Origin of the sequence: Burkholderia sp. WP9 (genome assembly GCF_900104795.1) — a bacterium.
GTDB lineage: Bacteria > Pseudomonadota > Gammaproteobacteria > Burkholderiales > Burkholderiaceae > Paraburkholderia.
The window spans coordinates 2888017-2913000 of record NZ_FNTG01000001.1; the positions used below are offsets into that span (position 1 = coordinate 2888017).

General features: G+C 63.0%; 27 protein-coding genes, 1 tRNA gene and 1 riboswitch. Of the genes, 16 read left to right on the forward strand and 12 right to left on the reverse strand.

Annotated features, from left to right (window positions below):
- Positions 1-149: 149 nt before the first annotated feature.
- Positions 150-1310 (forward strand): MFS transporter, encoded by a 1161-nt coding sequence (locus BLW71_RS12785; protein WP_091796634.1) that lies wholly within the window; start codon positions 150-152, stop codon positions 1308-1310.
- Positions 1311-1432: 122 nt separating this feature from the next.
- Here the strand turns inward: BLW71_RS12785 and fahA are convergent, their stop codons facing one another.
- From fahA to BLW71_RS12800, 3 genes are read right to left on the reverse strand one after another with little or no spacing between them, the layout of a single operon-like run.
- Complete coding sequence (fahA, locus tag BLW71_RS12790; RefSeq protein WP_091796635.1) at positions 1433-2743, reverse strand: fumarylacetoacetase; 1311 nt, start codon at positions 2741-2743, stop codon at positions 1433-1435.
- The gene (hmgA, locus tag BLW71_RS12795; protein WP_091796636.1) at positions 2740-4086 is read right to left on the reverse strand and encodes a homogentisate 1,2-dioxygenase; all 1347 of its coding nucleotides are present in this window, start codon (positions 4084-4086) and stop codon (positions 2740-2742) included. Before hmgA ends, fahA begins: the two co-directional genes overlap by 4 nt.
- A 34-nt stretch (positions 4087-4120) precedes the next feature.
- Positions 4121-5485: an MFS transporter gene (locus BLW71_RS12800; RefSeq protein WP_091796637.1), complete on the reverse strand. Its 1365-nt coding sequence runs from the start codon at positions 5483-5485 to the stop codon at positions 4121-4123.
- A gap of 343 nt (positions 5486-5828) precedes the next feature.
- Between BLW71_RS12800 and BLW71_RS12805 the strand changes: the two genes are divergently transcribed.
- Positions 5829-6662 (forward strand): EAL domain-containing protein, encoded by an 834-nt coding sequence (locus BLW71_RS12805; RefSeq protein ID WP_091800785.1) that lies wholly within the window; start codon positions 5829-5831, stop codon positions 6660-6662.
- Positions 6663-6849: 187 nt separating this feature from the next.
- Here BLW71_RS12805 and BLW71_RS12810 read toward each other — a convergent pair whose 3' ends face one another.
- A complete protein-coding gene (locus BLW71_RS12810; protein WP_091796638.1) occupies positions 6850-7635 on the reverse strand; it encodes an IclR family transcriptional regulator in 786 nt (261 codons plus the stop codon).
- A gap of 104 nt (positions 7636-7739) precedes the next feature.
- On the opposite strand from BLW71_RS12810, the gene BLW71_RS12815 reads away from it, so the two are divergent.
- Positions 7740-8930, forward strand: a complete 1191-nt coding sequence (locus tag BLW71_RS12815; RefSeq protein ID WP_091796639.1) for an acyl-CoA dehydrogenase — start codon at positions 7740-7742, stop codon at positions 8928-8930.
- Between the two features lie 137 nt (positions 8931-9067).
- Here the strand turns inward: BLW71_RS12815 and BLW71_RS12820 are convergent, their stop codons facing one another.
- The gene (locus BLW71_RS12820) at positions 9068-9706 is read right to left on the reverse strand and encodes a peroxiredoxin (RefSeq protein WP_091796640.1); all 639 of its coding nucleotides are present in this window, start codon (positions 9704-9706) and stop codon (positions 9068-9070) included.
- Positions 9707-10047: 341 nt separating this feature from the next.
- On the opposite strand from BLW71_RS12820, the gene BLW71_RS12825 reads away from it, so the two are divergent.
- The 3 genes from BLW71_RS12825 (at position 10048) to BLW71_RS12835 (ending at position 11446) form a co-directional block, all read left to right on the forward strand.
- Positions 10048-10350, forward strand: coding sequence for an ElaB/YgaM/YqjD family protein (locus tag BLW71_RS12825; RefSeq protein WP_091796641.1), 303 nt, complete (start codon positions 10048-10050; stop codon positions 10348-10350).
- 131 nt (positions 10351-10481) lie between these two features.
- Positions 10482-10868: a phage holin family protein gene (locus BLW71_RS12830; protein WP_011486908.1), complete on the forward strand. Its 387-nt coding sequence runs from the start codon at positions 10482-10484 to the stop codon at positions 10866-10868.
- Positions 10869-10966: 98 nt separating this feature from the next.
- Positions 10967-11446, forward strand: coding sequence for a DUF3318 domain-containing protein (locus tag BLW71_RS12835; RefSeq protein WP_091796642.1), 480 nt, complete (start codon positions 10967-10969; stop codon positions 11444-11446).
- Between the two features lie 32 nt (positions 11447-11478).
- On the opposite strand, the gene BLW71_RS12840 is transcribed toward BLW71_RS12835, so the two are convergent.
- The 7 genes from BLW71_RS12840 to glyA all read right to left on the reverse strand — a co-directional run bounded on the left by BLW71_RS12840 (position 11479) and on the right by glyA (position 16304).
- Positions 11479-11931 carry a type IV pilin protein gene (locus BLW71_RS12840; RefSeq protein ID WP_091800788.1) on the reverse strand — a complete coding sequence of 151 codons (453 nt, stop codon included), beginning with the start codon at positions 11929-11931 and terminating at the stop codon, positions 11479-11481.
- A gap of 11 nt (positions 11932-11942) precedes the next feature.
- A complete protein-coding gene (locus tag BLW71_RS12845) occupies positions 11943-12557 on the reverse strand; it encodes a pilus assembly PilX family protein (protein WP_286161992.1) in 615 nt (204 codons plus the stop codon).
- Positions 12554-13363, reverse strand: a complete 810-nt coding sequence (locus tag BLW71_RS12850) for a PilW family protein (RefSeq protein ID WP_177205025.1) — start codon at positions 13361-13363, stop codon at positions 12554-12556. The genes BLW71_RS12845 and BLW71_RS12850 overlap by 4 nt, the downstream gene beginning before the upstream one ends.
- Positions 13360-13806, reverse strand: coding sequence for a type IV pilus modification PilV family protein (locus BLW71_RS12855; RefSeq protein WP_091796643.1), 447 nt, complete (start codon positions 13804-13806; stop codon positions 13360-13362). Before BLW71_RS12855 ends, BLW71_RS12850 begins: the two co-directional genes overlap by 4 nt.
- Positions 13803-14363: a GspH/FimT family pseudopilin gene (locus tag BLW71_RS12860; RefSeq protein ID WP_177205026.1), complete on the reverse strand. Its 561-nt coding sequence runs from the start codon at positions 14361-14363 to the stop codon at positions 13803-13805. The genes BLW71_RS12855 and BLW71_RS12860 overlap by 4 nt, the downstream gene beginning before the upstream one ends.
- 204 nt (positions 14364-14567) lie before the next feature.
- Positions 14568-15050 carry a transcriptional regulator NrdR gene (gene nrdR, locus BLW71_RS12865; RefSeq protein ID WP_091796645.1) on the reverse strand — a complete coding sequence of 161 codons (483 nt, stop codon included), beginning with the start codon at positions 15048-15050 and terminating at the stop codon, positions 14568-14570.
- Positions 15051-15056: 6 nt separating this feature from the next.
- On the reverse strand, positions 15057-16304 hold the full coding sequence (gene glyA / locus BLW71_RS12870) for a serine hydroxymethyltransferase (RefSeq protein WP_091796646.1): 1248 nt from the start codon (positions 16302-16304) through the stop codon (positions 15057-15059).
- A 166-nt stretch (positions 16305-16470) separates the two neighbouring features.
- A riboswitch (ZMP/ZTP riboswitch) is annotated at positions 16471-16579 on the reverse strand.
- 241 nt (positions 16580-16820) lie between these two features.
- On the opposite strand from glyA, the gene ydfG reads away from it, so the two are divergent.
- The 10 genes from ydfG (at position 16821) to BLW71_RS12925 (ending at position 24928) form a co-directional block, all read left to right on the forward strand.
- Positions 16821-17567 carry a bifunctional NADP-dependent 3-hydroxy acid dehydrogenase/3-hydroxypropionate dehydrogenase YdfG gene (gene ydfG / locus BLW71_RS12880; protein WP_091796647.1) on the forward strand — a complete coding sequence of 249 codons (747 nt, stop codon included), beginning with the start codon at positions 16821-16823 and terminating at the stop codon, positions 17565-17567.
- A 58-nt stretch (positions 17568-17625) separates the two neighbouring features.
- The gene (gene ybgC, locus BLW71_RS12885; RefSeq protein WP_091796648.1) at positions 17626-18105 is read left to right on the forward strand and encodes a tol-pal system-associated acyl-CoA thioesterase; all 480 of its coding nucleotides are present in this window, start codon (positions 17626-17628) and stop codon (positions 18103-18105) included.
- Between the two features lie 155 nt (positions 18106-18260).
- Entirely contained in the window at positions 18261-18938 is a 678-nt protein-coding gene (gene tolQ / locus BLW71_RS12890) for a protein TolQ (RefSeq protein WP_007179119.1), read from the forward strand.
- 10 nt (positions 18939-18948) lie between these two features.
- Positions 18949-19395: a protein TolR gene (tolR, locus tag BLW71_RS12895; RefSeq protein ID WP_007179120.1), complete on the forward strand. Its 447-nt coding sequence runs from the start codon at positions 18949-18951 to the stop codon at positions 19393-19395.
- On the forward strand, positions 19392-20429 hold the full coding sequence (gene tolA / locus BLW71_RS12900) for a cell envelope integrity protein TolA (protein WP_091796649.1): 1038 nt from the start codon (positions 19392-19394) through the stop codon (positions 20427-20429). The genes tolR and tolA overlap by 4 nt, the downstream gene beginning before the upstream one ends.
- Positions 20430-20568: 139 nt before the next feature.
- Positions 20569-21861, forward strand: a complete 1293-nt coding sequence (gene tolB, locus BLW71_RS12905) for a Tol-Pal system beta propeller repeat protein TolB (protein ID WP_091796650.1) — start codon at positions 20569-20571, stop codon at positions 21859-21861.
- 32 nt (positions 21862-21893) lie between these two features.
- Entirely contained in the window at positions 21894-22403 is a 510-nt protein-coding gene (gene pal, locus BLW71_RS12910) for a peptidoglycan-associated lipoprotein Pal (RefSeq protein WP_012431817.1), read from the forward strand.
- A 19-nt stretch (positions 22404-22422) separates the two neighbouring features.
- Positions 22423-23172 (forward strand): tol-pal system protein YbgF, encoded by a 750-nt coding sequence (gene ybgF, locus BLW71_RS12915; RefSeq protein ID WP_091796651.1) that lies wholly within the window; start codon positions 22423-22425, stop codon positions 23170-23172.
- Between the two features lie 164 nt (positions 23173-23336).
- Positions 23337-23412, forward strand: a tRNA-Lys gene (locus tag BLW71_RS12920).
- Positions 23413-23764: 352 nt separating this feature from the next.
- A complete protein-coding gene (locus BLW71_RS12925; protein ID WP_091796652.1) occupies positions 23765-24928 on the forward strand; it encodes an HPP family protein in 1164 nt (387 codons plus the stop codon).
- Positions 24929-24984: the final 56 nt, after the last annotated feature.

The following is a 24984-nucleotide window of genomic DNA, read 5'->3' on the forward strand; positions in this document are numbered from 1 at the left end:
GCCTGATCGGCGCCCTTATCGCCGCTTATCCGTACCCTGCGCGACGACTCACGGCCACACTCGTGCCGGCCAGCCGGCGCAGCAACGGCTCGCATCGCAACCTCGATCCAGACTGCGCATGACTCGCGGCCGTAGTAGCATCTCGGCCGATGAAAGTCATCCTCACTCGCGATTTCCTCGCTTTGATCCTCAGTGTCGCCGTTGTCGGACTCGGCAGCGGCGCGACACTTCCCCTCACGGCCCTCGCGCTCACGCAAGCCGGCTATGGCACCGACGTGGTCGGTCTGCTGACGGCCGCGCAAGCGGGCGGCGGGCTCGTCATCGTGCCGCTCGCCGGCTGGATCGCGGCGCGCTTCGGCGGCCGCCAGGTGATCGTCGGTGCCGTGCTGGTGGTGGCGCTCGCCACCGCGCTGATGCAACTCACCGCGAACCTGTGGCTCTGGGCCGTGTTGCGCGTGCTGTGCGGCGCAGCGCTGATGCTCCTCTTCACGATCGGCGAAGCCTGGGTCAACCAGTTGGCCGACGACGCCTCGCGCGGCCGCGTCGTCGCCATCTACGCCACCAACTTCACGCTGTTCCAGATGGCGGGGCCGGTGCTGGTGAGTCAGATCGCGGGCTTCGCGCACTGGCGCTTCCTGCTGTGCGGCGCGATCTTCCTGCTGGCGCTGCCGATGCTCGCCGCGATCCGCACGACACCCCAAGCCTCCGACGACGAGCACGCGGCGCACGGCAGCTGGCGTCATGTCTTACCGCAGATGCCGGCGCTCGTGATCGGCACTGGCTTCTTCGCGTTGTTCGACACGATCGCGCTCTCGTTGCTGCCGCTCTTCGCGATGTCGCACGGCATCACGAGCGAGGTGGCCGTGCTGTTCGCCTCGGCTCTGCTGCTCGGCGATACGACGATGCAGTTTCCGATCGGCTGGCTCGCCGACCGGCTCGGCCGCGAGCGGGTGCATATAGGTTGCGGTGTGGTCGTCGTAGCGTTACTGCCGTTTCTGCCTTGGGCGGTCACTTCACCGTGGCTTTGCTGGCCGCTGCTCTATGTGCTCGGCGCGGCGGCAGGCGCGATCTACACGCTCTCGCTGGTGGCCTGCGGTGAACGCTTTCGCGGTGTCGCGCTGGTGTCGGCCAGCTCGCTTGTTGGCGCCTCGTGGAGCGCGGCCAGTTTCGGCGGCCCGCTGGTGGCCGGTGCGCTGATGAAGAGTGTGGGTAACGACGCGATAGTCGGCGTGCTGCTCGCTGCGGCGTTGGCGTTTCTCGGCGCGGTCTGGTGGGAGAAGCGGCATGCGCCGGTGGGGAGCGTCGGCTGATAGCCTGCCTTGAAGGTGTCACCGCGTCATGATGCGCGAATAGCAAAACGGGGAAGCCGTTCATCCTGGCTTCCCCGTTTTTCGTCATGCGGCTTGCGTGCTGCTCGCGCGGTCTTTCAGCGTCACTTCAACGCCGGCAAAATCTCCCCAGCGCACACACCGAAGCCCACTCGATAACCCTCGCCCTGACACCAACCCGCGAGCGTCAACTCGTCGCCGTCTTCGATAAAACTGCGCGTGCCGCCTTCCTGCAACTCCAGCGGCTTCTTGCCGTTCCATGTCAGTTCGAGCAGGCTGCCGAACGAATCTTCCGTCGGCCCGCTGATCGTGCCCGAGCCCATCAGGTCGCCCACGCGCGTATTGCAGCCCGATACCGTGTGATGCGCGAGCTGCTGCGCCATCGTCCAGTACATGTGCTTGAAGTTGGTCCGCGTGATCGTGCTCGCCCGCTCTGCCTGCTTTGGGCGCAGCGTCACTTCCAGCGTGATGTCGAAAGCATGCTCGCCGTCGTGGCGCAGGTAGTCGAGCGGCTGCGGTTCTTGCGCCGGCTGTGCGACGCGAAACGGTTCGAGCGCGTCGAGCGTCACGATCCACGGCGAGATCGTGGTCGCGAAAGTCTTCGCGTTGAACGGCCCGAGCGGCACGTATTCCCATTGCTGGATATCGCGCGCGCTCCAGTCGTTCAGCAGCACCATGCCGAAGATATGCGCTTCGGCATCCGCGCACGCAACCGGCTCGCCCAGGGCGTTGCCAGCGCCGATCACGAAGCCCGTTTCGAGCTCGATATCCAGCTTGCGGCACGCGCCGAACACCGGACGCTCCTGATCCGGCAGCTTCAACTGTCCGTTAGGACGACGCACCGGCGTGCCGCTCACCACCACCGACGACGCGCGTCCGTTGTAGCCGATCGGCATCTCCGACCAGTTCGGCAGCAGCGCATTCTTCGGATCGCGGAACATGGAGCCGACATTCGTCGCATGCTCCTTCGACGAATAGAAATCGGTGTAGCCCGGAATCTGCACCGGCAGATGCAATTGCGCGTCGGCCTGGCGGATCAGCGCGCGGCTGCGCAGCTCGGCGTCGTCGCGCAGCGTCGCGTCATTGCGCGACAGCAGCTTGCTCAACTGAACGCGCACGCTGCGCCATGTGTCGCGTCCCAGCGCGATGAAATCGTTCAACGTGTCGCGTACGAACACGCTCTCGCCCACACCCGATGAAGGCACGCTCAGCAGACCCGCGCTTTCGAGCGCGGCCAGATCGACGATGCTGCCACCGATCGCCACGCCCACGCGGCGCGTCGCATTCAGAGCGTCGCTGAAAATGCCGAACGGCAGATTCTGAATCGAGAAATCATTGCTCGGCTCGTTGGCCGACTCGACCCAGCTTTTGCGCGACGGATCGAGCGTCGCCTGAAGATCGCTCAATGCGTTCATCGTTGCTCCGGATTGAAGTGTTTCTTGAGACCTTGCCAGCACTCGTAGTAATGCGCCTGCAATTGCGCGGTTTCGAGCGCGAAGCGGGTCGGCTTGATCAGCGTGCGCGTCTCGAACATGAAGGCCATCGTGTCGCCGACTTTCATCGGCTTCGACGTGTCGCCATGCGAGGCTTTTTCGAACGTGTCCGCGTCCGGGCCGTGACCCGTCATGCAGTTATGCAGACTCCCGCCGCCCGGCAAGAAACCCTCGGCCTTCGCGTCGTACACGCCGTGCACGAGACCCATGAACTCGCTCGCGACGTTGCGATGGAACCAGGGCGGGCGGAACGTATCTTCGGCGGCCAGCCAGCGCGGCGGGAAGATCACGAAGTCGATCGCATCGACGCCCGGCGTGTCGCTTTGCGATTGCAGCACCAGAAAGATCGACGGGTCCGGATGGTCGAAGCTGATCGAGCCGATCGTGTTGAAGCGGCGCAGATCGTACTTGTACGGTGCGTAATTGCCGTGCCACGCCACCACGTCGAGCGGCGAATGGCCGATGTCCGCTCGCCACAGGTTGCCGTTCAGCTTGGCGACGAGTTCGAACTTGCCTTCACGATCCTCGTAGGCCGCATGCGGCGTGAGGAAATCGCGCGGATTGGCGAGGCCGTTCGAGCCTATCGGGCCAAGATCCGGCAAACGCAGCAATGCCCCGAAGTTCTCGCAGATATAGCCGCGCGCCGTACCATCCGGCAGGCTCACCGCGAAGCGCACGCCGCGCGGTATCACCACGATCTCGAACGGCTCGACGTCGAGCCGGCCCATTTCGGTGGCGATATGGAGGCGCCCTTGCTGCGGCACGATCAGCAATTCGCCGTCGGCGCTGTAGAAGAAGCGGTCCTGCATCGAGCGGTTCGCCGCGTACAGATGAATCGCGCAACCGCTCATCGATTCCGCTGCGCCGTTGCCGGCCATCGTCACCCAGCCGTCGACGAAGTCGGTCGGCTCGGCGGGCATCGGCAGCGAGTCCCAACGCAACTGGTTCGGCGGTGTCGGTGGCACCTCGGCGAAGTTGGCGACGAGTCGCTCCGAAGGCAACTGCGTGAACGGCTTGTGCACAGCCGCCGGACGAATCCGGTACAGCCACGAGCGGCGATTGTGACCGCGCGGCGCAGTGAACGCCGTGCCCGACACCTGTTCGGCGTAAAGACCATAGGGCGCGCGTTGCGGCGAGTTGCGGCCTTCGGGCAACGCGCCCGGCAGAGCTTCGGTCGCGAATTCGTTCGCGAAGCCCGACTGATAGCCCGGCTCGATTTCAAGCCGCGAACTGGCGGTGTTCGGCGTACGTGTTTGGGTATCCATGCAAGGTTCTCCGTTGATACTCGATCTCGTCATCTCACGCGGTCTGCGCCTCGGACGGGCGGCCGCGTTGGCGCGTCGCCGCGGCCAGCGCGATCACCAGCAGCGCGGAGCACAGCACCGGCACGGCCGCCGCATGAAACAGCGACGCGTTCGACCAATTGAGCGCAATCAGTTGACCGCCGATTAGCGGCCCGATCACCGAACCGATCCGGCCGATGCCGAGGCTCCAGCCGATCCCAGTCGAGCGCAGCGTGGTCGGATAAAAATGGCCCGCCAGCGCGTTGACCGCCGGCTGTCCGCCGACCACGCAGAAGCCGCCCGCGAACACGACGATCAACAGCCACGGCAACGCATGCGCTACCGTGCCGATCGTGCCGACCGCCAGCGCCGCGCCCACGAAACAGACGAACAGCACGCGCACGAAACCGAAGCGTTCGATAAACCAGCCGAGCAGCAAGGTGCCGACCACGCCGCCCGTTTGCAGCACCGTCCCGACGATCACCGCCGTGCTCGGCGAATAGCCGGCGTCGCGCATCACGGTGGGCAGCCAGTTCGACAGGAAGTACAGATCGATCAGGTTCATGAAGCTGATCGCCCACAGAATCAAGGTCACCGGGCCACGGCCGGCGCGGAATAGTTCAGCGACCGGCGCGCCGTCGTTGCCCTTCTCGCGCACGACGAGACGCGTATTCGCATCGATCGTCAACGCCGGGTTGAATTTCGCGAGCCAGCGCAAGGCGCGCTCGCTGCGGCCCTTGAGCACCAGGAATTGCAGCGACTCCGGCAGCGCGGCAAGCATGGCCAGCGCGAGCAGCAACGGCACCGCGCCGCCAACCCAGAAGACCGCGCGCCAGCCGTAGGCCGGAATCAGCGCGGCGCTGATGAAGCCGCCGAGCGCCGCGCCCAGCGTGAAGCCGCACGACACCAGCATCATGCGCTTGACGCGATGCGCGGGTGTCGAGAATTCGCCGACCAGCGCCATCGCGTTCGGCATGATGCAGCCGAGTCCGAGCCCGGTGATGAAGCGCAGTGCGATCAAGGCAGGGATCGTCGTGACAAAAGGCGTGGCGAGCATCGACAGCGCGAAGAAAAACGTCGAGCCGATCAGCACCGGACGGCGGCCGACGCGGTCAGCCAGCACCGACAGCCCGAGCGCGCCGAGCAGCATGCCGAACAGACTGGCGCTGAACACCGGACCGAGCGCCGCTTTCGACACATGCCATTCGCCGATCACGCTCGGCGCGACGTAGCCCATGGCCTGCGCGTCGAAACCGTCGATCACGAGGCACAGCCCGCATAGAACGAGCAGCATCAGCTGGAATGCCGGGTGATGCGTTTCGCCGAGCACGCGCTCGACTTCGATGACGTTCGCGGCGGCCGCCGCCGGTTTAGCGCTCATTGGGTCGTCTCCCCTCTTGCTGATTGGGTGGTTGGGCGGCGGTGCGGCCGAACCGGCCCAAAAGCGCGCGTGTCCGGTACATGCGGGCCACGCGGCACAAATATTCCCGCCATCGCAGGCGTGCTGCGATTTACGTATGGTAAAACTAATTACGTATAGTGAAATTAACGTAAACCCTGAAAAACGGTTGCGCAAACGCGCCGTGGCCCGTGGATACGAGCGTTCGGCGGATAACGTTATGAGCAATTTGTTCATGTGAGCGCGGTGCGGACTGCTACCATCAATGGATGCGGCAACCGGATTGCGTTGCCGCGCGCCTCTCCATCGCCATCCATACGTCTACATGATTCCGCCGACAATCCCCGCTCTCATTGCCCGCGCCGCCGATCATCCGTTTCTCGGCGCGCATCTGGCGATGGGGCAAGGCCTGCATCACGACGTCGCGCTGGCGCGGTTCGAAGAGCTGGAACTCGCCAGCGCCTACGAGCCGATCTTCGATATCAGCGTGCATGCGTTGGCGCAGTCGCTTTCGTCGGGGGCCGAGGGGGTTGACCGGTTCGGCGACGAACTCGGCTTTCAGGCTGTCACGCACTTGCTCGACGCTGCGCCGTCCGACGTGTTCGATCCGTTCGACCGGATCGCCGACGATCGGGATCTCGTCGAACTCGACCGCATGTCACGCGCGCTGCACGCCATCAATTTCTTCGGCGCGCAGCGGCATGGGCTGCTCTTTCTTCGAGTACACGAGCGGCTGCTCAAGAGTGTGAAGTACGACCACGGGCGGCATTTTTCGACCGTGCTGGTGTCGTTCGGATTGAACCCGTCGCGGGTGGTGATCGAGTTGCCGGCTGCGGCGGTCGCGCACAAGACTTTTCTCGGCTATCTGACCAAGAGCTATCAGCACTATGGCTTCAAGGTGGCGGGCAATCTGTCCAACGCGGGACAGATTCTGTCGGTGTCGGAGACCGCGCGGCTCGACTTCCTCAAGATGGATGCGGGCACCGCTTTGCGCGATGCGACGGTTAAACCGTTAGTGGGTTATGCCGGCCGCTTGCGGATTCCGCTGATCTTCAATCGTGTGGTGGATGAAGCGCAGTTCGACGCTTTACAGCAATACGACGTGCGCTTCGTGCAAGGGCCGTTGTTCAATGCGCATTATCACGACCGGGCGGTTTGAGTTGGTTGGGCGGTTGGGCGGTTGGGCGGTTGGGCGGTTGGGCGGTTGGGCCGTTGAGCCGTTGAGCCGTTGAGCCGTTGAGCCGTTGAGCCGTTGAGCCGTTGAGCCGTTTGGCGGTTGAACTGATTGATCTCGTCGAGCCCGGTCGAGCAGACGTACGCCAAGTCACGTAGCCGCACCCGCCGCTTCAGCCCGTATCGCCCAAACGCCGCGCGAGCGCCTTCAGCCGCGGCGCGACATTGTCACGAAACACCTCCTCTCCCATCGACGAAGCCGGCCCGCTGCAACTCAGCACCAGCCAGCGGCCTTCGCGCGGCTCGCGAAACGGCACCGCGACCGCATTGACATCGTCGTGCCACGCGCGGAACGAATAGCAGCAGCGTTGCGCGGCGAAGGCAGCGATTTCTTTCTCCGCATCGGCGACCAGTTCGTCGCCTTCCTTGCCCGCCGCCTTCCGCAGTTCGGCCAGCAGCGCGGCGCGCACGTCGAGCGGTTGGACGGCGAGATAGGCGCGCCCCATCGAACTCGTCAACATGGACAGTTTCGAGCCGGAAGCGAGTCCGAGCGTCAACGCGGTTTCACTGCGAATCGTCTCCAGATAAATCATGTCGAGCCCATCGCGGCAACCGAGCGAAACCGCCGCGCCCACCTCGCGCGCGAACGTGCGCATGTGCGGGCGAGCGAGTTCGAGCGTGTCCGTGCCCGAGAGCAGCGCGAAACCGAGCGACAGCACACCGGCGTCGAGCGCATATTTGCCCAAGGTTTCGTCGAGCCGCAGATAGCCGAGCACGGTCAGCGTGTAGGCGAGCCGGTTGACGGTCGCCTTCGGCAAGCCGGTGCGTTCGACGAAATCGCGGTTGCCGAGCATTGTTTCTCCCGGCTTGAACGCGCGCAGCAAATCCAGCCCGCGTGCGAGGGCGACGACGAATTTGCGCTCGTCGAGCGGTTCGGAGGGAGTGGATGCAGGCGTCATGGGGTGATACACTCGGACGTGGTTTGCAAAACATTGTTTCGCATAGCGGAACTTAAGTCAAGCTTCACGCACGTTTAGTCAAGCAAGGAATCAGGAGATAAGCCATGGCCGAGGCCGCGCAGTTTCACTGGGAAGACCCGTTGCTGCTGGATCAGCAGCTGACCGAAGACGAACGCATGGTGCGCGACGCCGCTGCGGCTTATGCGCAGGACAAACTGCAGCCGCGCGTGCTCGAAGCGTTCCGCCACGAGAAGACCGACATCGAGATCTTTCGCGAGATGGGCGAACTCGGCCTGCTCGGCCCGACGATTCCCGAACAATACGGCGGCCCCGGCCTGAACTACGTCGCGTATGGCTTGATTGCGCGCGAGGTGGAGCGCGTCGATTCCGGCTACCGGTCGATGATGTCGGTGCAATCGTCGCTGGTCATGGTGCCGATCCACGCATTCGGCTCGGAAGCACAGAAGCAGAAATACCTGCCGAAGCTCGCCACCGGTGAATGGATCGGCTGCTTCGGCCTGACCGAACCGAACCACGGTTCAGATCCGGGCAGCATGGTCACGCGGGCCAAGAAGGTTGACGGCGGCTATTCGCTGTCGGGCTCGAAGATGTGGATCACCAATTCGCCCATCGCCGACGTGTTCGTGGTGTGGGCGAAGCTCGAAGAAGACGGCAAGGACGCGATTCGCGGCTTCATTCTCGAGAAGGGCTGGAAGGGCCTGTCGGCGCCGACTATTCACAGCAAGGTGGGCCTGCGTGCGTCGATTACCGGCGAAATCGTGCTCGACGAAGTGTTCGTGCCGGAAGAGAACCGTTTCCCGGAAGTCAGCGGTTTGCGCGGTCCGTTCACCTGTCTGAACTCGGCGCGCTATGGTATTGCCTGGGGCGCGCTCGGCGCGGCCGAAGCATGCTGGCATACCGCGCGTCAGTACGTGCTGGATCGCAAACAGTTCGGCCGGCCGCTCGCCGCGAACCAGTTGATCCAGAAGAAGCTCGCCGACATGCAGACCGAAATCACGCTCGGACTGCAAGGCGTGCTGCGACTTGGCCGCATGAAGGACGAAGGCACCGCGGCCGTCGAGATCACCTCGATCATGAAGCGCAATTCATGCGGCAAGGCGCTGGACATTGCGCGGCTCGCACGTGACATGCTCGGCGGCAACGGCATCTCGGACGAGTTCGGCGTGGCGCGGCATCTGGTGAATCTGGAAGTCGTGAACACTTATGAAGGCACGCACGACATTCACGCGCTGATTCTTGGCCGCGCGCAAACGGGCATTCAGGCTTTCTTCTGAAACCTGCGGTGCGCTGATGCCGCCGGCCGTTGGGGGCGTTTGCGCAACACGATAAAAAAGCCAGTTCATATGAACTGGCTTTTTTTGTTCGACGCAGCACGCCGCAGTGCATGGCGCGCTTTGTCACTCACCGCCGCTTACTTGTTCGGCTGCGGCGTCATGCGCAGATACGGGCGCAGCGCCTTGTAGCCCTTCGGGAATTTCTGCTTGATGACTTCCTCGTCCTTCAGCGACGGGACGATCACCACGTCATCACCCTGCTTCCAGTTACCCGGTGTCGCGACCGAGTGATTGTCGGTGAGTTGCAGCGAATCGATCACACGCAGCACTTCGTCGAAGTTGCGGCCCGTGCTGGCCGGATAGGTGATGATGAGCCGCACCTTCTTCTTCGGGTCGATCACGAACAGCGAGCGGACGGTCAGCGTTTCGTTCGCATTCGGATGGATCATGTCGTACAGCTCGGAAACCTTCCGGTCGCCATCAGCGAGAATCGGGAAGCCGACATTGGCGGCTTGAGTCTCGTTAATGTCTTTAATCCACTCCTTGTGAGACTCGGCGCTGTCGACCGACAACGCGATGGTCTTCACATTGCGCTTCTCGAATTCATCAGCCAGCTTCGCCGTCAAGCCCAGTTCGGTCGTGCAGACCGGCGTGAAGTCAGCCGGATGCGAAAACAGCACGCCCCAGCTATCGCCCAGCCATTCATGGAATTTGATCGGGCCGACACTCGACTGCTGTTCGAAATCCGGCGCGATATCGCCAAGACGTAGACTCATCATGCATCTCCTAGAGGTTTGGACATTGCCGCGACAGCATTCACCGACGGCGCCCCGCAAAGATAAAGCATACGGGAGCGACGGTGTGTGACGAACGAACATCGCGTCACTACTTTATGCGTTTTTGTAATTTTCACTGATTTAGTGGAAACTTTGCGGGACAGATCAACTCCATTCTAGGCAAACTTTGCCGCATATTGTGCTGGCGGCGGGGGTTTTGTCGTTATGCTTCAACCGGGAACGGTTCGTGCGAAGTTGTGAACCAACCGAGCCCTGCGCTCGCCAGCGGCCGTTTCTTTGGTTACGATTCACGCGTGGCGTGAGACGAAGGGGAGCTGTCAATGTCGGAAGTCAACAAGGAGAGATTGATGTCGGATATCAAAACCGTCCTCGCGGACGCTGAAGATCTGCTGAAACAAGCCGCGAGCGCCACCGGCGAGCGCGCTTCGGAACTTCGTGAAACGGCGCTGACGCGCCTGAAGCAGGCCAGGGAAAAAGCGGCTGACGTTCAGGTCGTAGTGGTCGAAAAAGGTAAGAAAGCGGCCCGCGCCACCGACGACTACGTGCACGAGCACCCGTGGGCATCCATCGGCATCGCCGCGGGCGCCGGCGTGCTGCTTGGGCTGTTGATCAACCGCAAGTAACACTGGCGACGGCGTCGGACCTAACCGTCCGGCGCATCAGCGAATCGAGTTGACCGGCGCAAGCCTGGCCGGTCCGCTTCTTCTGGCGCGCGTGCGCGCCGGTTAGGCCTTCACGCGCAACGCCCACAGCCATGACGATCGACACACAATCGCAGCGCGGAGAACATAGTCCTTTGCGCCGCATAATCGGTTCCGTGTTTGCCATTTTGCAAACGCGGCTGGAACTGGTCGGCATCGAACTCGCCGAAGAAAAGGACCGTCTGCTCGGCGTGCTGTTTCTCGGCCTCGCCGCCATGATGCTCGCCACAATGGCACTGATCGCGCTCACGGCGCTGATCGCCATCGCATTCTGGGACACCTACCGCTGGCAAGCGCTCGCCGGCATCACCGCGGTCTATGCGATTGCGGGATTAGCCTGTGCGCTGAAAGCGCGCAGCGGATTGCGCAATGCCCCGATGGTGTTCGAGGCGACCATTGCCGAGTTCGAAAAAGACCGCGACGTATTCCGCAAACCGTGACCCGGAAGACGCAACGGCGTGCCCTGCGTCTTCCTTAAGAATTTCGCGCGATTTGCAGCGCCGTTCTACCGCCCCACCTTCACTGCCGCCGACACGCCATGAGCCAGATCCATTCCGATACCGCCTTCCGTAACAAGCGCCACCAGGCCAAAGATCTGAGCGCACCTCATTTGCGCGCGCTGCGCAAGGAACTGCTGCTCGTGCGCGCGGATGTCGAGCGCATGGAACTCGCTCAGGCGACTATCGAATTGCGGCAGGCAGTGACGCACTTCAGTTGGCTCAAGTTCATCCTGCCGGGCTTCGGTGGCATGCGTGTGGGCCAAGGCTCGAAGGCGAGCTTTCTTAACGCGGGAAGCATTGGCGCCCTCCTCAAACAGTATCCGCTCATCAGTTCGATCGCTTCGATCCTCCTCGCCAAGCCACTGCGCGCAACGGTCGCAGCGGGCGCCAAGCCTGTGCTCAAATGGGGCAGCCTCGCCCTTGCCGGATGGGAAGCCTATCGGATCTGGCAACAGATGAAGCAGGATTCCGCTGCGTCGTCTGGCGACAGGGCCGACTCGACGAATAGCGGTTATTGAAGCTTGACGCTGATTGCCGTCTTGCCGGTTTGCTAGCTTGTATTCCAGCAATCGGCGCTAGCAGTTGTCGAACCGTTTGTTCCGCTGTTTGAACCGCCGGTTGTGCCACTCTTGTTGCTACGTAATCCTGTCGCATCGAGCGTGAAAATGCCGCAGGTGTCGTCGTGCATCGGACCTGATTCGCTCGGCGCCGCCTCTATCGCGTAGCCACCGTTCGCATCGTCGGCGGGCAGAACATGCAGGCGATAAACGGGTGTGCCGAATTGCGGCGCCTGATCGAGACCTGGGGGCAATGCCGACAAGTTGTCGCTCGACGCTCCCTCGACGAATTGGGCCGCGCGATACAGCGCGGCCGCCGCATCGATTCGATGAGTTCGCGCGACATGGCTGCGGTACGAAGGCACGGCAAACACGGCCAGCGCGGCGACAATCGCCAGCGTGATCATCAATTCGAGCAGCGTGAAGGCGGATGTATGCGGCTTCATGACACCTCCAATCAGAAAGGCCGCGCGGCGACGCGGCGCCAATGACGTTCAATCTTCTCTCCATCGATTACCAGCTCCACCTGCAACCACACCTGCGACGCATTCGTCCGGCCGAAGCCGCGCGAAGTCAATAAGTACGCTCGAGCATCAGTGCGAGTTGCCAGACGCCAGGCCTCGACCAGACATTGCGGCGCTCGTAGCGATCCGGGCCATTGCGCTACGGGCGTAACGGCGCCGGCTTCGAACGCGGCTTCGAGTTTCCATTGAACGGGTTCGCCGGATACGGTCGGCAGCGGCGCCGCGCTTTGGGTGGTTGCCCTCGCGATCACACTGCGGGTACACAAAGTCAACGCCGAATCTGCAGCATGGAAAGCCTGCAGGTATTCGCGAACGTTGGTGGCGCCACGCGCTGCCGCAATCGATGTCTCGAACCAGGCCGCGGAAGTGGCCAACATCATCGCTGAAATCAGCAGGACGATCGGTAAGACTGCACCGAGTTGCCGAATGCGTGAACGGTTGTCGCGGGGCACTCGACTGAAGCACGAAAAGTCTTCCACTTGATCGTGACGCCTAACGCATCGCCTGACTGCCAGGTGCTGTTGCTGTTCGATTCGCCGTTTCGTCACGCCCCATCCTCCGCGTGATTGCGTATCGCAACGCGCCGCGAGAACGCCTGGCGCGGACGCGAATCGCTAGCCAGAGCGCCGACGCCGTCACAATCGACATAGCGCGAACGCTGTCCTCGTGGCGCACCACGCACGAGCACGCAGAGATCGACGGCGACGACCTTCGCCCATTGATCGGCCGTCACGGCTGACGCGTCGCTTGCAGCCAGCGCACCGGCCAACCAGTACTTGACCCGCACGCGCTCGACACCTTCGACCAGCGGCTGCGCGGACCCCGCCTTGCCGTTGCCCTCGCAATAAAGCTCCGGCTCACCGGTCGAAGCACTGACTCTGGCGAAGTACCGGTTGACGACCAGCACACCCTTGTCGCCGAGCGCTGCGCTGGCGCCGGTCACGGCCTGCCCGAGGCAGTCGGTTGTTTGCCCGCTGGAGGACGGCCATGTGGACACGTTGTCACCGACATAGCTGACCGCGACGCCGTCTGAATGACTAGGCAAGGTCTCGCAGGCAAGGCTATCGTCAGCGCCGGTCGGACGGCCACCCGAGCATCCGAACAACGGTGCGGGACTGTTGTACCGCGCGACGTCCGCGGGTACGAAGCCGGCCATTTGCAATTGCTGGCCGATCAGCGTCAGTGCAATGAGGCCGGATTCGCGGATCCGCATCGCATCGCTCGCGTGTTCGAATGCACTGCGCTGGGCCGTATATAGCGAGACAGCACCCGCGGTCACCAGCAGCCCCAGCGCCATGGCAATCGCGAATTCGATCAGCGTGTGGCCGCGAGCGGGATTCGATCGCCGCATCATTGTGCAAACGCCAGCGCTACGCATGACGACCCCACGGGAAGATCCGCTCCGCCGCAGGGCACGGGCTTGTCGATCACATCGTCGGAATGCGGCATGTCGCGCAGCGCTGCCCACGTAACACGCGCAAAGGACACACCGCCGTTGTCACGCACCGAGGCTTCGCCATGCGGCAAAACTACCGCTGCCCGCGCGCTCCATTGCCTGAATGCCGCGTCGCCCGCGGAAGACGCGTACGTCGCCTCCACAACGGAGTCGGCTATCCAGGCGGCGTGTTCGCGCATCGACATCGCGCGGGCTTCACGCACGGTCCACAATTGCCCGGCGATCAAGCCCAGCGCTGTGACCGCCATTAACGCGACAGCCAGCATGACCTCGATCAATGAGCTGCCACCACACGCCGACCCGCAACAGCGCGAATACCGGTTCTGCGGGTATCGGTTCATGACGCCGCTCCGCAAGTGCCTTCGGCGATCCGCGCGCGACCACCCGCGGCAATACGAATGCAACGCCGCCACGTGGCCCCTTGCGTGGCCTTGGACGGCGCACGCGGCGCGATATCAAAACTGCGGAAGGTGCCGATCAATTGCCCCGCTGGCGGCGTGAACGTGAGATTCGTCTGCGTGCCGGTGATACTCACGGCTGCAAAGAGAGGCTGCGCGCGCAATAGCGATGACGATCCGCCTCGTTCAGCGAGGACCGCCCAGCCGCAGGACCAGTCAGCCACACCATTGCCGCACGGCTGCCCCGCCGCAAGACAATGCCGGGCCGCATCGGTCCGGCAGACGGTGACTCGCGCGCCCTGGCGCAACGCTTCGCTACGCGCATAGGCAAGCGTCGAGGCAAGCGCCTTCGCACGGGCGTCGACCTGATCGCGCACGTACCACGCGACGAACGAGGGCGTACCCAGTACGGCGATCACGGCAAGCAGCGCGACCACGGCCAGCGTTTCGACAAGCGTGAAGCCGCGGCGTCGCGGCGGACAGACTGCATTCCATTTCATCTGCATCCCTGATCGATTCGAAGAATGCAGCCAATCTAGCGATTTGCAAATCGCTCAACAATCGGCCGAATGGCCAGGTGGCACTCAGACGCTATCCCGCGCAAAAATGCACGCGACGAACCATAACGGCAACGGGAGATGCGGATGCGCGAAACGACGCAGGGAAAAACGGCTACTCAGACGCAACGCGAGATGCGACTGCGTTCAGCGTTTGCGGGGAGGCTTGGGAGGAGAAGAGGCGCGGCGAAATTCTTCGATCACGTCTTCGAATTCGGAGACGTCTTCGAAGCGCCGGTAGACAGACGCAAAACGAACGTAGGCAATGGTGTCGAGCGCACGCAACTCGTTCATCACGAGTTCGCCGAGGCGCTCGCTGCGCACTTCGCGCTCGCCGCTGCCGAGCAGTTGATACTCGATGCGGGCAACCGCCGCGTCGATCGCGTCTGCGGCCACCGGGCGCTTGCGCAGCGCCAGTTGCATGCTCGCGACGATCTTGCGGCGGTCGAATTCCGTGCGGCTGCCATCCTTCTTGACGACCGACGGCAACGCCAGCTCGACCCGCTCATACGTCGTAAAACGTTTGTCGCAGGCCGGGCAGCGGCGGCGCCGGCGAATCGTTGCGCCGTCTTCGGATACGCGCGAGTCGACAACCTGCGTATCGGCGTGACGGCAGAAGGGGCAGTGCATGGCGGCTTAGCGGTAAACCGGGAAACGCTGGGTCAGCTCGGCGACTTGCGCGCGCACGCGTTCGATCGTTGCGGCGTCTTCCGGGTTGTCCAGCACGTCGGCGATCAGGTTACCTACCTGCTCGGCTTCCTTGACGCCGAAACCGCGCGTGGTCATGGCCGGCGAGCCGAGTCGCACGCCGCTCGTCACGAACGGCTTTTCCGGATCGTTCGGAATCGCGTTCTTGTTGACCGTGATGTGAGCAGCACCCAACGCGGCTTCCGCAGCCTTGCCGGTAATCTTCTTTGCGCGCAGGTCGACGAGCATCACGTGGCTTTCGGAGCGGCCCGACACGATGCGCAGACCGCGCTTGACCAGCGTTTCCGCCAGCACGCGCGCGTTTTCGACGACTTGCTCTTGGTACGCCTTGAACTCGGGCGACAGCGCTTCCTTGAACGCGACGGCCTTGCCGGCGATCACGTGCATCAGCGGTCCACCTTGAATGCCCGGGAAGATGGCCGAGTTGATCTGCTTTTCGAACTCGGCCTTCATCAGGATCACGCCGCCGCGCGGGCCGCGCAGGCTCTTGTGCGTGGTGGTGGTGACGAAATCGGCGTGCGGAACCGGGTTCGGATAGACGCCCGCGGCGATCAGGCCGGCGTAATGCGCCATGTCGACCATGAAGTACGCGCCGACCGACTTGGCGATCTTCGACAGGCGTTCGAAATCGATACGCAGCGCAAACGCGGAGGCGCCCGCCACGATCAGCTTCGGCTTGTGTTCCTGAGCGAGCTTTTCTGCGGCATCGTAGTCGATGTCTTCAGCTTCGTTCAGGCCGTAGCTCACCACATTGAACCACTTGCCCGACATGTTGACCGGCGAACCGTGCGTAAGGTGGCCACCGTGCGCGAGGCTCATGCCCATGATCGTGTCGCCCGGCTTGAGCATGGCGAAGAACACGCCCTGGTTGGCCTGCGAGCCGGAATTCGGCTGCACGTTGGCGGCTTCGGCGCCGAACAGTTCCTTCACGCGGTCGATCGCCAGCTGCTCGGCGATATCGACGTACTCGCAGCCGCCGTAATAGCGCTTGCCCGGATACCCTTCGGCGTACTTGTTCGTGAGTTGCGAGCCTTGCGCAGCCATGACAGCCGGGCTCGTGTAGTTTTCCGACGCGATCAGTTCGATGTGCTCTTCCTGACGGCGGTTTTCCTGCTCGATGACCTTCCAGAGTTCAGGATCGACGTTGGCGATGGTGCTTTGGGCTCTGTCAAACATACGGATTCCGTTGAATGTGTTCAGGTTGACCGGATCGTGCGCCGAATCTTGCGTAGAGGGTACGCAGCGCTGCTGGCGGCTGGGCCAGCCCTGACGTGGCGGATGGAGAGTCGCCGCACACGCGAGGCAGGACAGCCACCGCCAGCGCAGATCAATGCGCGCGGATCACGGCTGCCCAGGCGAACGGCAAAACGGCACCCTGCGCTTCACGGTGGGTTGCTCCACCTTGAATCCGATTGCTTGAACCGGTTCTATCGCCAGTCACGCAGGGATGAGCGCGTTAGTTTATTGGAAGAGGATCGAATAGGCAACCGGCTTCCGGCCGCTGCCGCAGGTGCCGACTGGACGGCCCTCAGCGCCGCCTTGTGCAGCGCGCAAACGTCTGACGGAACAGCGCCGGCGGGCCGCGGCGCGTCCCTCCCAAAGCCTCTCGTACGGCTGGTTTACCCTTGCCGCAGCGCGGCAATGGAAGTAGGCTTGGGGCCTTTCTCTCCTACCTGCCAGGGAACCACAGCAATGATCGTGTTCGTCACCGGAGCGTCCGCGGGATTCGGCGCCGCTATCGCTCGCGCCTTCGTCAAGGGTGGCCATCGTGTGGTCGCCACAGCTCGCCGCAAGGACCGTCTGCAGGCACTCGCCGATGAACTCGGCGACGCGCTTCTGCCGTATGAACTCGACGTACGCGACCGCGCCGCCGTCGAGGCCGTTCCTGCCTCGCTGCCGGCGGACTTCGCCGCAATCGACGTGCTGGTCAATAACGCCGGCCTCGCACTCGGCATCGAACCGGCGCAGAAAGCGAGTCTCGACGAGTGGAACACCATGATCGAGACCAACTGCACAGGTCTCGTGCAGGTCACGCACGCGTTACTGCCGGGCATGGTGGAGCGCAACCGCGGCCACATTTTCAATCTGGGCTCGGCAGCCGGCAGCTGGCCGTACGCGGGCGGCAACGTCTACGGGGCCACCAAAGCGTTCGTGCATCAGTTCAGCCTGAATCTGCGCGCCGATGTGGCCGGCACTGCGCTGCGGGTGACGAATGTCGAACCTGGCCTGTGCGGCGGCACCGAGTTCTCGAACGTCCGTTTTCGCGGCGACGACAACAAAGCCGCCAAAATGTACGAAAACGTGCAACCGCTCACACCCGAAGACATCGCGGACTCGATCTACTGGATCGCCACGCGCCCGGCGCACGTCAATATCAACACGATCGAGCTGATGCCGGTGGCGCAATCGTTCTCCGCGTTGTCCGTTCATCGCGGCTAACGCCCGCCAGACGGGGCGCACATCTTGAAACAGACCTTGGGGTGTGCGTTCCGGTAAAATGCGCCGCATGAATATGTCGACCAGCCAGCCCGGCACGGAAATCGGCTATACGTGGCCCATCCGCGTGTACTACGAAGATACCGACGCCGGCGGCATCGTGTTTTACGCGAACTACCTGAAATTTTTCGAACGGGCGCGCACCGAATGGCTGCGCGCGTGCGGCGTCGACCAGAATCGGCTCACGGAAGAGTCGGGGGCGATTTTCATCGTCCGCAGCACCGCGGTCGATTACCGGGCGCCGGCCCGGCTCGACGATGTCGTCAACGTAGTCAGCCGGATCGAGCGTCTCGGCCGCGCTTCGGTCGATTTCGCGCAGGAAGCGTGGCGCGACGGCACGCTGCTTGCTACCGGTTCCATCCGGGTCGGCTGCGTGGACCGCATCGCGCTGCGGCCGGCCGCGATTCCTCCGCCGGTTCTTGCCGCCTTGCGGCGCGGTCCGGGCGTGAGCGACAGCGGCGTGTCAACGGACAATGACTGAACCCCGTTGTTACGGGGCCAGTGAACTCGTAACGATCAAGCAACACAAAGCATGGTTCGGCTTGCAATATCGCCGATGCTTCCGTTTTGCTCACGGCAAGCTTCGAGCGGCCTTGCAGCCGGACGCCCCCTTCCGGGACGTTAAAACGAACCTTTATGAACACTACACAAGATCTGTCGATCGTTTCCCTCGTACTCAATGCGAGCCTGCTGGCGCAGGCCGTCATGGCCCTGTTGCTGCTGTTGTCGCTGTTGTCGTGGACCTTCATCTTCCGCAAGTGGTTTGCGATCCGTCGGGCGCGCGCGCAGACTGAACGTTTCGAACGCGATTTCTGGTCGGGTGGCGACCTGCAGGCGCTTTATCAAAGTGCCGCGAACAACCGCCACACGATCGGCGCCCTGGAGCGGATTTTCGAGTCCGGCATGCGCGAATTCCTGAAGGGCAAGGAAAAGCGTCTGAACGATCCGGGCGCGATTCTCGACGGCGCGCGGCGTGCCATGCGTGCCGCGTTCCAGCGTGAAATGGACGTGCTCGAAGCCAATCTCGCGTTTCTCGCGTCGGTCGGCTCGGTCAGCCCGTATATCGGTCTGTTCGGCACGGTGTGGGGGATCATGAACGCGTTCCGCGGCCTCGCCAACGTGCAGCAGGCCACCCTGGCGAATGTCGCGCCGGGCATCGCCGAAGCGCTGACGGCTACCGCAATTGGCCTGTTCGCTGCGATTCCGGCCGTGGTTGCCTACAATCGCTACGCGCACGACATCGACCGTCTGGCGATCCGCTTCGAGACCTTTATCGAAGAATTCTCGAACATCCTGCAGCGTCAGGCACAGTAAGGAGTCCACGATGGCAGGCTCTCGCTCCTCCAGCATGCGCGGCAGCCGCTCGCGCCGCGCGATGGCCGACATCAACGTCGTGCCGTATATCGACGTAATGCTCGTGCTGCTCGTGATCTTCATGGTGACCGCGCCGCTCGTCGCGCCGTCGATCGTCAATCTGCCGACAGTCGGTGGCGCGGCGCCGCAGCAGCAAACGCCGCCCGTCATCGTGAACATTCGCGCGGACGGCAACATGAGCGTCAAATACAAGGACGATTCGGGTGCGCAGCAGCAGGAAGACATGACCAAGGCCGATCTGAACGGCTTTATCGCCGAGCGCGCGCAATCGCATCCGGATCAGCCGGTCGTCATCGCCGCCGACAAGACCGTGAAGTACGAAGTCGTGATGAACGTGATGTCCGAGCTCAAGGCTCGCGGCGTCAAGCGCGTTGGATTGCTCGTCAAATCGCAATGATCCGCAAGAACTCCGAATACCCGCTCCAGCCACCGCGTGAACGCGGCACCGGGCGAGCCTTTGCGTTCGCGCTGGTGATGCACGCGCTGCTCGGATTCTTCCTGTATCACGGCATTCAGTGGCAAAACAGTACGCCTGAGGGCGCTGAAGCGGAACTGTGGACCGAAGTGCCCGACGCGGTGATCCCGCGTCCCGTCCCGCCACCGCCCGCGCCCGTGCCGGTCGCCCCTGCCCCGCCGGTGCGCGACGAGCAGGCCGACATCGCGCTGCAGGAAAAGAAGCGCCAGCAACAGGAGGCGGCTCGCCAGGCTCAGTTGGCCGAGCAGCAACGTCAGCAGAAGCTGCAGGCCCAGCAGGAAGCTGAAGCGAAGCGACAGCAGCAACTGGCGGCCGAACAGGCAGCGCAACTCGCGGCACAAAAGGCTGCCGCAGCGAAACAGAAACAACAGCAGCAACAGCAGCAACAGCAGGAGGCCAACAAGCTGAAGCAACAGCAATTGGCCGAGCAGCAAAAGCAACAGCAGTTGAAGGAACAGCAGCAGGAACAGCAAAAGCAAGCCGAGGCTGAAGCGCAGAAGAAGGCCGACGCGCAGAAAGCCGCGAAGGCCAAAGCGCAAGCCGACGCCGCGGCGCAAGCGAAGAAACTGGATGCGGAACGTCGCGCACGCCTCGCGCAGATGCAAGGCCTCGCGACCGGCGGCACCGGCTCGACCACCAGCGATGGCCTCGGAAAGAACGGCACGGGCAGCGGCTCGGGTGGCACGGCGACCTCGCCGGGCTACTCGGACAAGGTGCGTCGTGCAGTGCGCCCGAACATCACGTGGGGCGGTGAGACCAGCGGCCTGGAGACGGTCGTCTCCGTGCGCTGCTCGCCGACGGGCACCTTGCTTGGCGCAACGATTTCACGCAGCAGCGGCAACGCAGCGTGGGACGACGCGGCGCTGCGGGCCGTCCAGCGTACTGATCCGATGCCTCAGGACATCAATGGCAAGACACCGACCAGCTTCCTGATTACGTTGCGCCCGGCCGGTTGATTGCAGCAGTTCGACAGTCAGTCGACAGCAAACGCAGCGCCCCGCCCATCGGGGCGCGCTCGGGAACGAATTAGTTGTTTTCGGGTCTGTCTGCTGTCTTGAAGCGTTAGTAAAACCGTTTTTGGGGAATCCATACAGCATGAGTTTGATGACCAAGCTAGGCCTGCGGACACTTGTAGCGTCGTGCCTGATCGCCGTAGGTGGCGCCGCCAACGCACAACTCAACGTCCTCGTCACGGGCGTCGGGTCCACCCAGTTTCCGATCGCAACGGCGAATTTCGCCAATGAAGCGAACTCGCCGCAGCAGGTCAGCACGATCGTGCGTCAGGATCTGCAGCGCAGCGGCAAATTCACTAACATCGACGCGGGCTCCACCCCGGTCGCCGAAACGGATTCCGTCGACCTCGGCAGCTGGAAGGCCAAGGGCGCCAACGCGTTCGTGTCGGGCAGCGTGAACCGCCTGCCGAACGGTCAATATGAAGTGCGCTTCAAGCTGTACGACACCGTCAAGGGCGAAAGCCTCGGCGGCCTCGTGCTGGTGAGCCCGGAAAGCGGCTTGCGCATGAGCGCGCACAAGGTTGCCGACTACATCTACGCGAAGCTCATGGGCGGCCGCGGCGTGTTTGCCACGCGCCTGTCGTACGTCATCAAGACGGGCGGCCGTTATCAGTTGCAGATCTCCGATTCGGACGGCCAGGACGCGCACATCGCGCTGTCGAGCCCCGAGCCGATCATCTCGCCGGCATGGTCGCCTGACGGCACCAAGGTCGCTTACGTTTCGTTCGAAAAGAAAAAGCCGATCGTCTACATTCACGATCTGCCCACGGGCCGCCGCATCGTGGTGTCGGACCAGAAGGGCAATAACAGTGCGCCGGCGTGGTCGCCGGACGGGCGTACGCTGGCGGTCGCGCTCTCGCGCACCGGCAACACGCAGATTTTCGCCGTCAATGCAGACGGCAGCGGCCTGCGCCGTCTCACGCAAGGCAGCTCGATCGACACCGAACCGTGCTTCTCGCCTGACGGCCAGTCGATCTATTTCACCAGCGACCGTGGCGGCCAGCCGCAGATCTACAAGATGTCGGCCCAAGGCGAAAACGCCGGCGCCGCACAGCGCGTCACGTTCACGGGCAGCTACAACACCAGCCCGCGCGTGAGCCCGGACGGCAAACAGCTCGCTTATATCTCGCGCGTCGGCGGCGGCTTCAAGCTTTATATCCAGGACCTGCAAGGCAACACCGCCACAGGCCTGACGGACACGACACATGACGAATCGCCGAGCTTCGCGGCGAACGGTCAGTACATTCTTTACGCCACACAGGTGAACGGCCGTGGCGTGTTGGCCGCAGTATCGACCGACGGTCGCACTCGGCAGGTCCTGTCCGTTCAGGGTGGCAGCGTACGCGAGCCGTCCTGGGGCCCGTTTATGCAATAACGTTTATGCAATAACACAAGGAGAGTAACCAAATGATGTCAAAACTTCGCTTCGCTTTTGCTGTATTGATGGTCGGTGCACTGGCCGCATGTCACTCGGGCGTCAAGCTCGACGAGAACGCTAACAAGGGTGGCACGGTCTCGGCACAGCCGAACCCGAACGATGTCGCGACGGTCAACGTCGACCCGCTGAACGATCCGAACAGCCCGCTCGCCAAGCGCAGCATCTACTTCGACTTCGACAGCTACTCGGTGAAGGACGACTACCAATCGCTGCTGCAACAACACGCGCAATACCTGAAGAGCCATCCGCAACGCCACGTCCTGATCCAGGGCAACACCGACGAACGCGGCACCAGCGAGTACAACCTGGCACTCGGCCAGAAGCGTGCTGAAGCTGTGCGCCGTTCGCTGTCGCTGATGGGCGTGACGGACTCGCAAATGGAAGCCGTGAGCCTCGGCAAGGAAAAGCCGCAAGCTACGGGTCATGACGAATCGTCGTGGGCACAAAACCGCCGCGCCGACCTCGTATACCAACAGTAAGTAACGGGTGATGAGCCGAATGACGCATCGTTTCTCCTGGCTGCGGTTTGCCGCAGCGGCCTGCGTCGCAGGCACGGCCTTCGCGGCTGTGCCCGCGCATGCGGGCATCTTCGACGACGATCAGGCCCGTCAGGCCATTCTCGATCTGCGCTCGAAGACCGATAGCCTGTCGAGTCAGTTGTCGGCCGCGCAACGCACGATCCTCGATCAGTCCAATCGTCTCGACCAGCTCAATCAGCAGGTCGCGACGTTGCGTGGACAGAACGAGGACATGGGCAATCAGCTCGTCACGCTGCAAAAGCAGCAAAAGGACTACTACACCGATCTGGATACGCGCCTGAAGAAATTCGAGCCGCAGCAGCAAACGGTGGACGGCGTCCAGGGCGAGGTGCAGCCGGGTGAGACCGAGTCGTTCAACGCGGCTTCGCAGCAATTCCGCAACGGCGACTTCAAGAATGCGGCGGCGTCGTTCCGCACCTTCATCTCCAAGTTTCCGAACAGCCCTTACCAGCCGACCGCGCAGTACTGGCTGGGCAACGCGTTGTATGCGTTGCGCGACTACAAGGGCTCGACGGCGACCTGGCAAGGTGTGGTGCAGAAATATCCGCAGCATCCGCGTGCGCCTGAAGCATTGTTGGCGATTGCGAACAATCAGCTCGAGCAGGGTCAGAAGGCCGCGGCCAAGAAGACGCTGGAGCAGATCGTCGCGCAGTACGGCGGCTCGGACGTCGCGCAATCGGCCCAGAGCAAGCTCTCGCAGATCAAGTAGCTGGCAGTAACGCGCAGTGTCCGAAGTCATAGCCACGCGCGCCTCTCGCTGAAAAGCCCGGGTAGTGATACCTGGGCTTTTCACTATCTGAAGTGGTGATTGCTTACGTAGGCTCGATGGGTTGACAGCTCGCCGGGGCTATCGCTATAATTTCGCTCTCTTTTGGGTCGTTAGCTCAGCTGGTAGAGCAGCGGACTTTTAATCCGTTGGTCACAGGTTCGAATCCCGTACGGCCTACCAAAAGATTCAAGGGCTTGCACGCGTCAGCGTGCGAGCCCTTTTCTTTTTTCGGCACGGTTTCTTTACGCTATGCGTCCCCGCGTTGCGTCGCGGTCGGCATTTAGGGTTTCCGTACCGCCTCTTCTGCCCGTCCCCCGTCTTTCCGCTCATCACTTCCGGCCTTAGCACAGCGACGAGAAACCCGCCGCGCCCGGCCTGTGATGACCAGTCACTCACACGGCTCGTCAATCCACACAACTACCCTCGCGCCAATTTATATCACAATCACATATAATCTCACCCACCGCAGCCCCGCTGCCCATCCACTGAAACCCTCGCGCCAGCCCACAAACCTCACCCAACGCAACCGACCTTGCCCCGCCCTACCCTCAACCGCTGGCTCGCCCGCCTCGCACCGCCGCCCGTCGCTCTCGCGTGGAAGGAGCGTTTGCGTTCGTGCGTCGGTGCATTGATAGGCATTGCGTTCACCGCCGCCATCACGCATCTGCTGCTCGGTTCGGGCGGGAATATCCCGTTGCTGGTGGCGCCCATGGGCGCTTCGGCCGTGCTGCTGTTCGCGGTGCCGGCGAGTCCACTTGCGCAACCGTGGTCCATCATCGGCGGCAACCTTGTTTCGGCGACTGTCGGCGTTGCCTGCGCAAGCTGGATCGGCGATCCGCTGCACGCGGCTCCCGTCGCCGTCGCCGCCGCGATCTGCGCCATGTTCGTGCTGCGCTGCGTGCATCCGCCATCCGGAGCGGTCGCGCTCACGGCCGTGCTGGGCGGACCGGCCGTGCATGCGCTCGGCTACCGCTTCGTGCTCGCGCCGATCGCGCTTCAGTCCGCGGCGCTCCTCGGCGCCGCAATCGTGTATCACGCGATCACTGGCCACCGTTATCCCCATTCGGCACGGCCAGGCGCTAGCAAATCAGATCCGGACGCTCAGCCGCGGCCCGGCTTCACGCGTGCGGATCTCGACGCCGTGCTCAAGCGGCAAAGCGAACTGCTCGACATCGCACCTGACGATCTGGAATCCCTGCTGCGCGCCTTGCAGTTGCAAACCTACGCGCGCAGCTTCGACGAGATCACCTGCGCGAACATCATGTCGCGTAACGTGATCACCGTGTCGGCGCAGACGCGCGCAACGACTGCGTGGAGCATCCTGCAACGTCACGGCATCAAGGCGCTGCCGGTCACGAACGAAGAGCGGCACGTGATCGGTATCGTCACGCGGGCCGATCTTGGCAGCGGCCGGCAAACGGGCGTTTTCACACGGCTTCGACACCGGTTGTTCGGCCGGCGCCGCGCGAAAGAACCGACCGTCGGCACGCTGATGACAACTCCCGTCCGCACGGTCGACACCACCACGCCCATCGCGGACCTGGTGCCGCTATTCGCTGACTTTGGGCACCACCACATTCCAGTGCTGGACAGCCAGACGAGAGAACTCGCGGGGATGGTGACTCAGGCGAATCTGATCTCCGGTTTATACCGCCAGCCCCGCATGCCACAGCAAGCGTCGCAGCGCGCGGCCTGACAACCCGTCTCGACTAGCGTCATCGTCACGCCCAAATACATCACGTTATGATATAA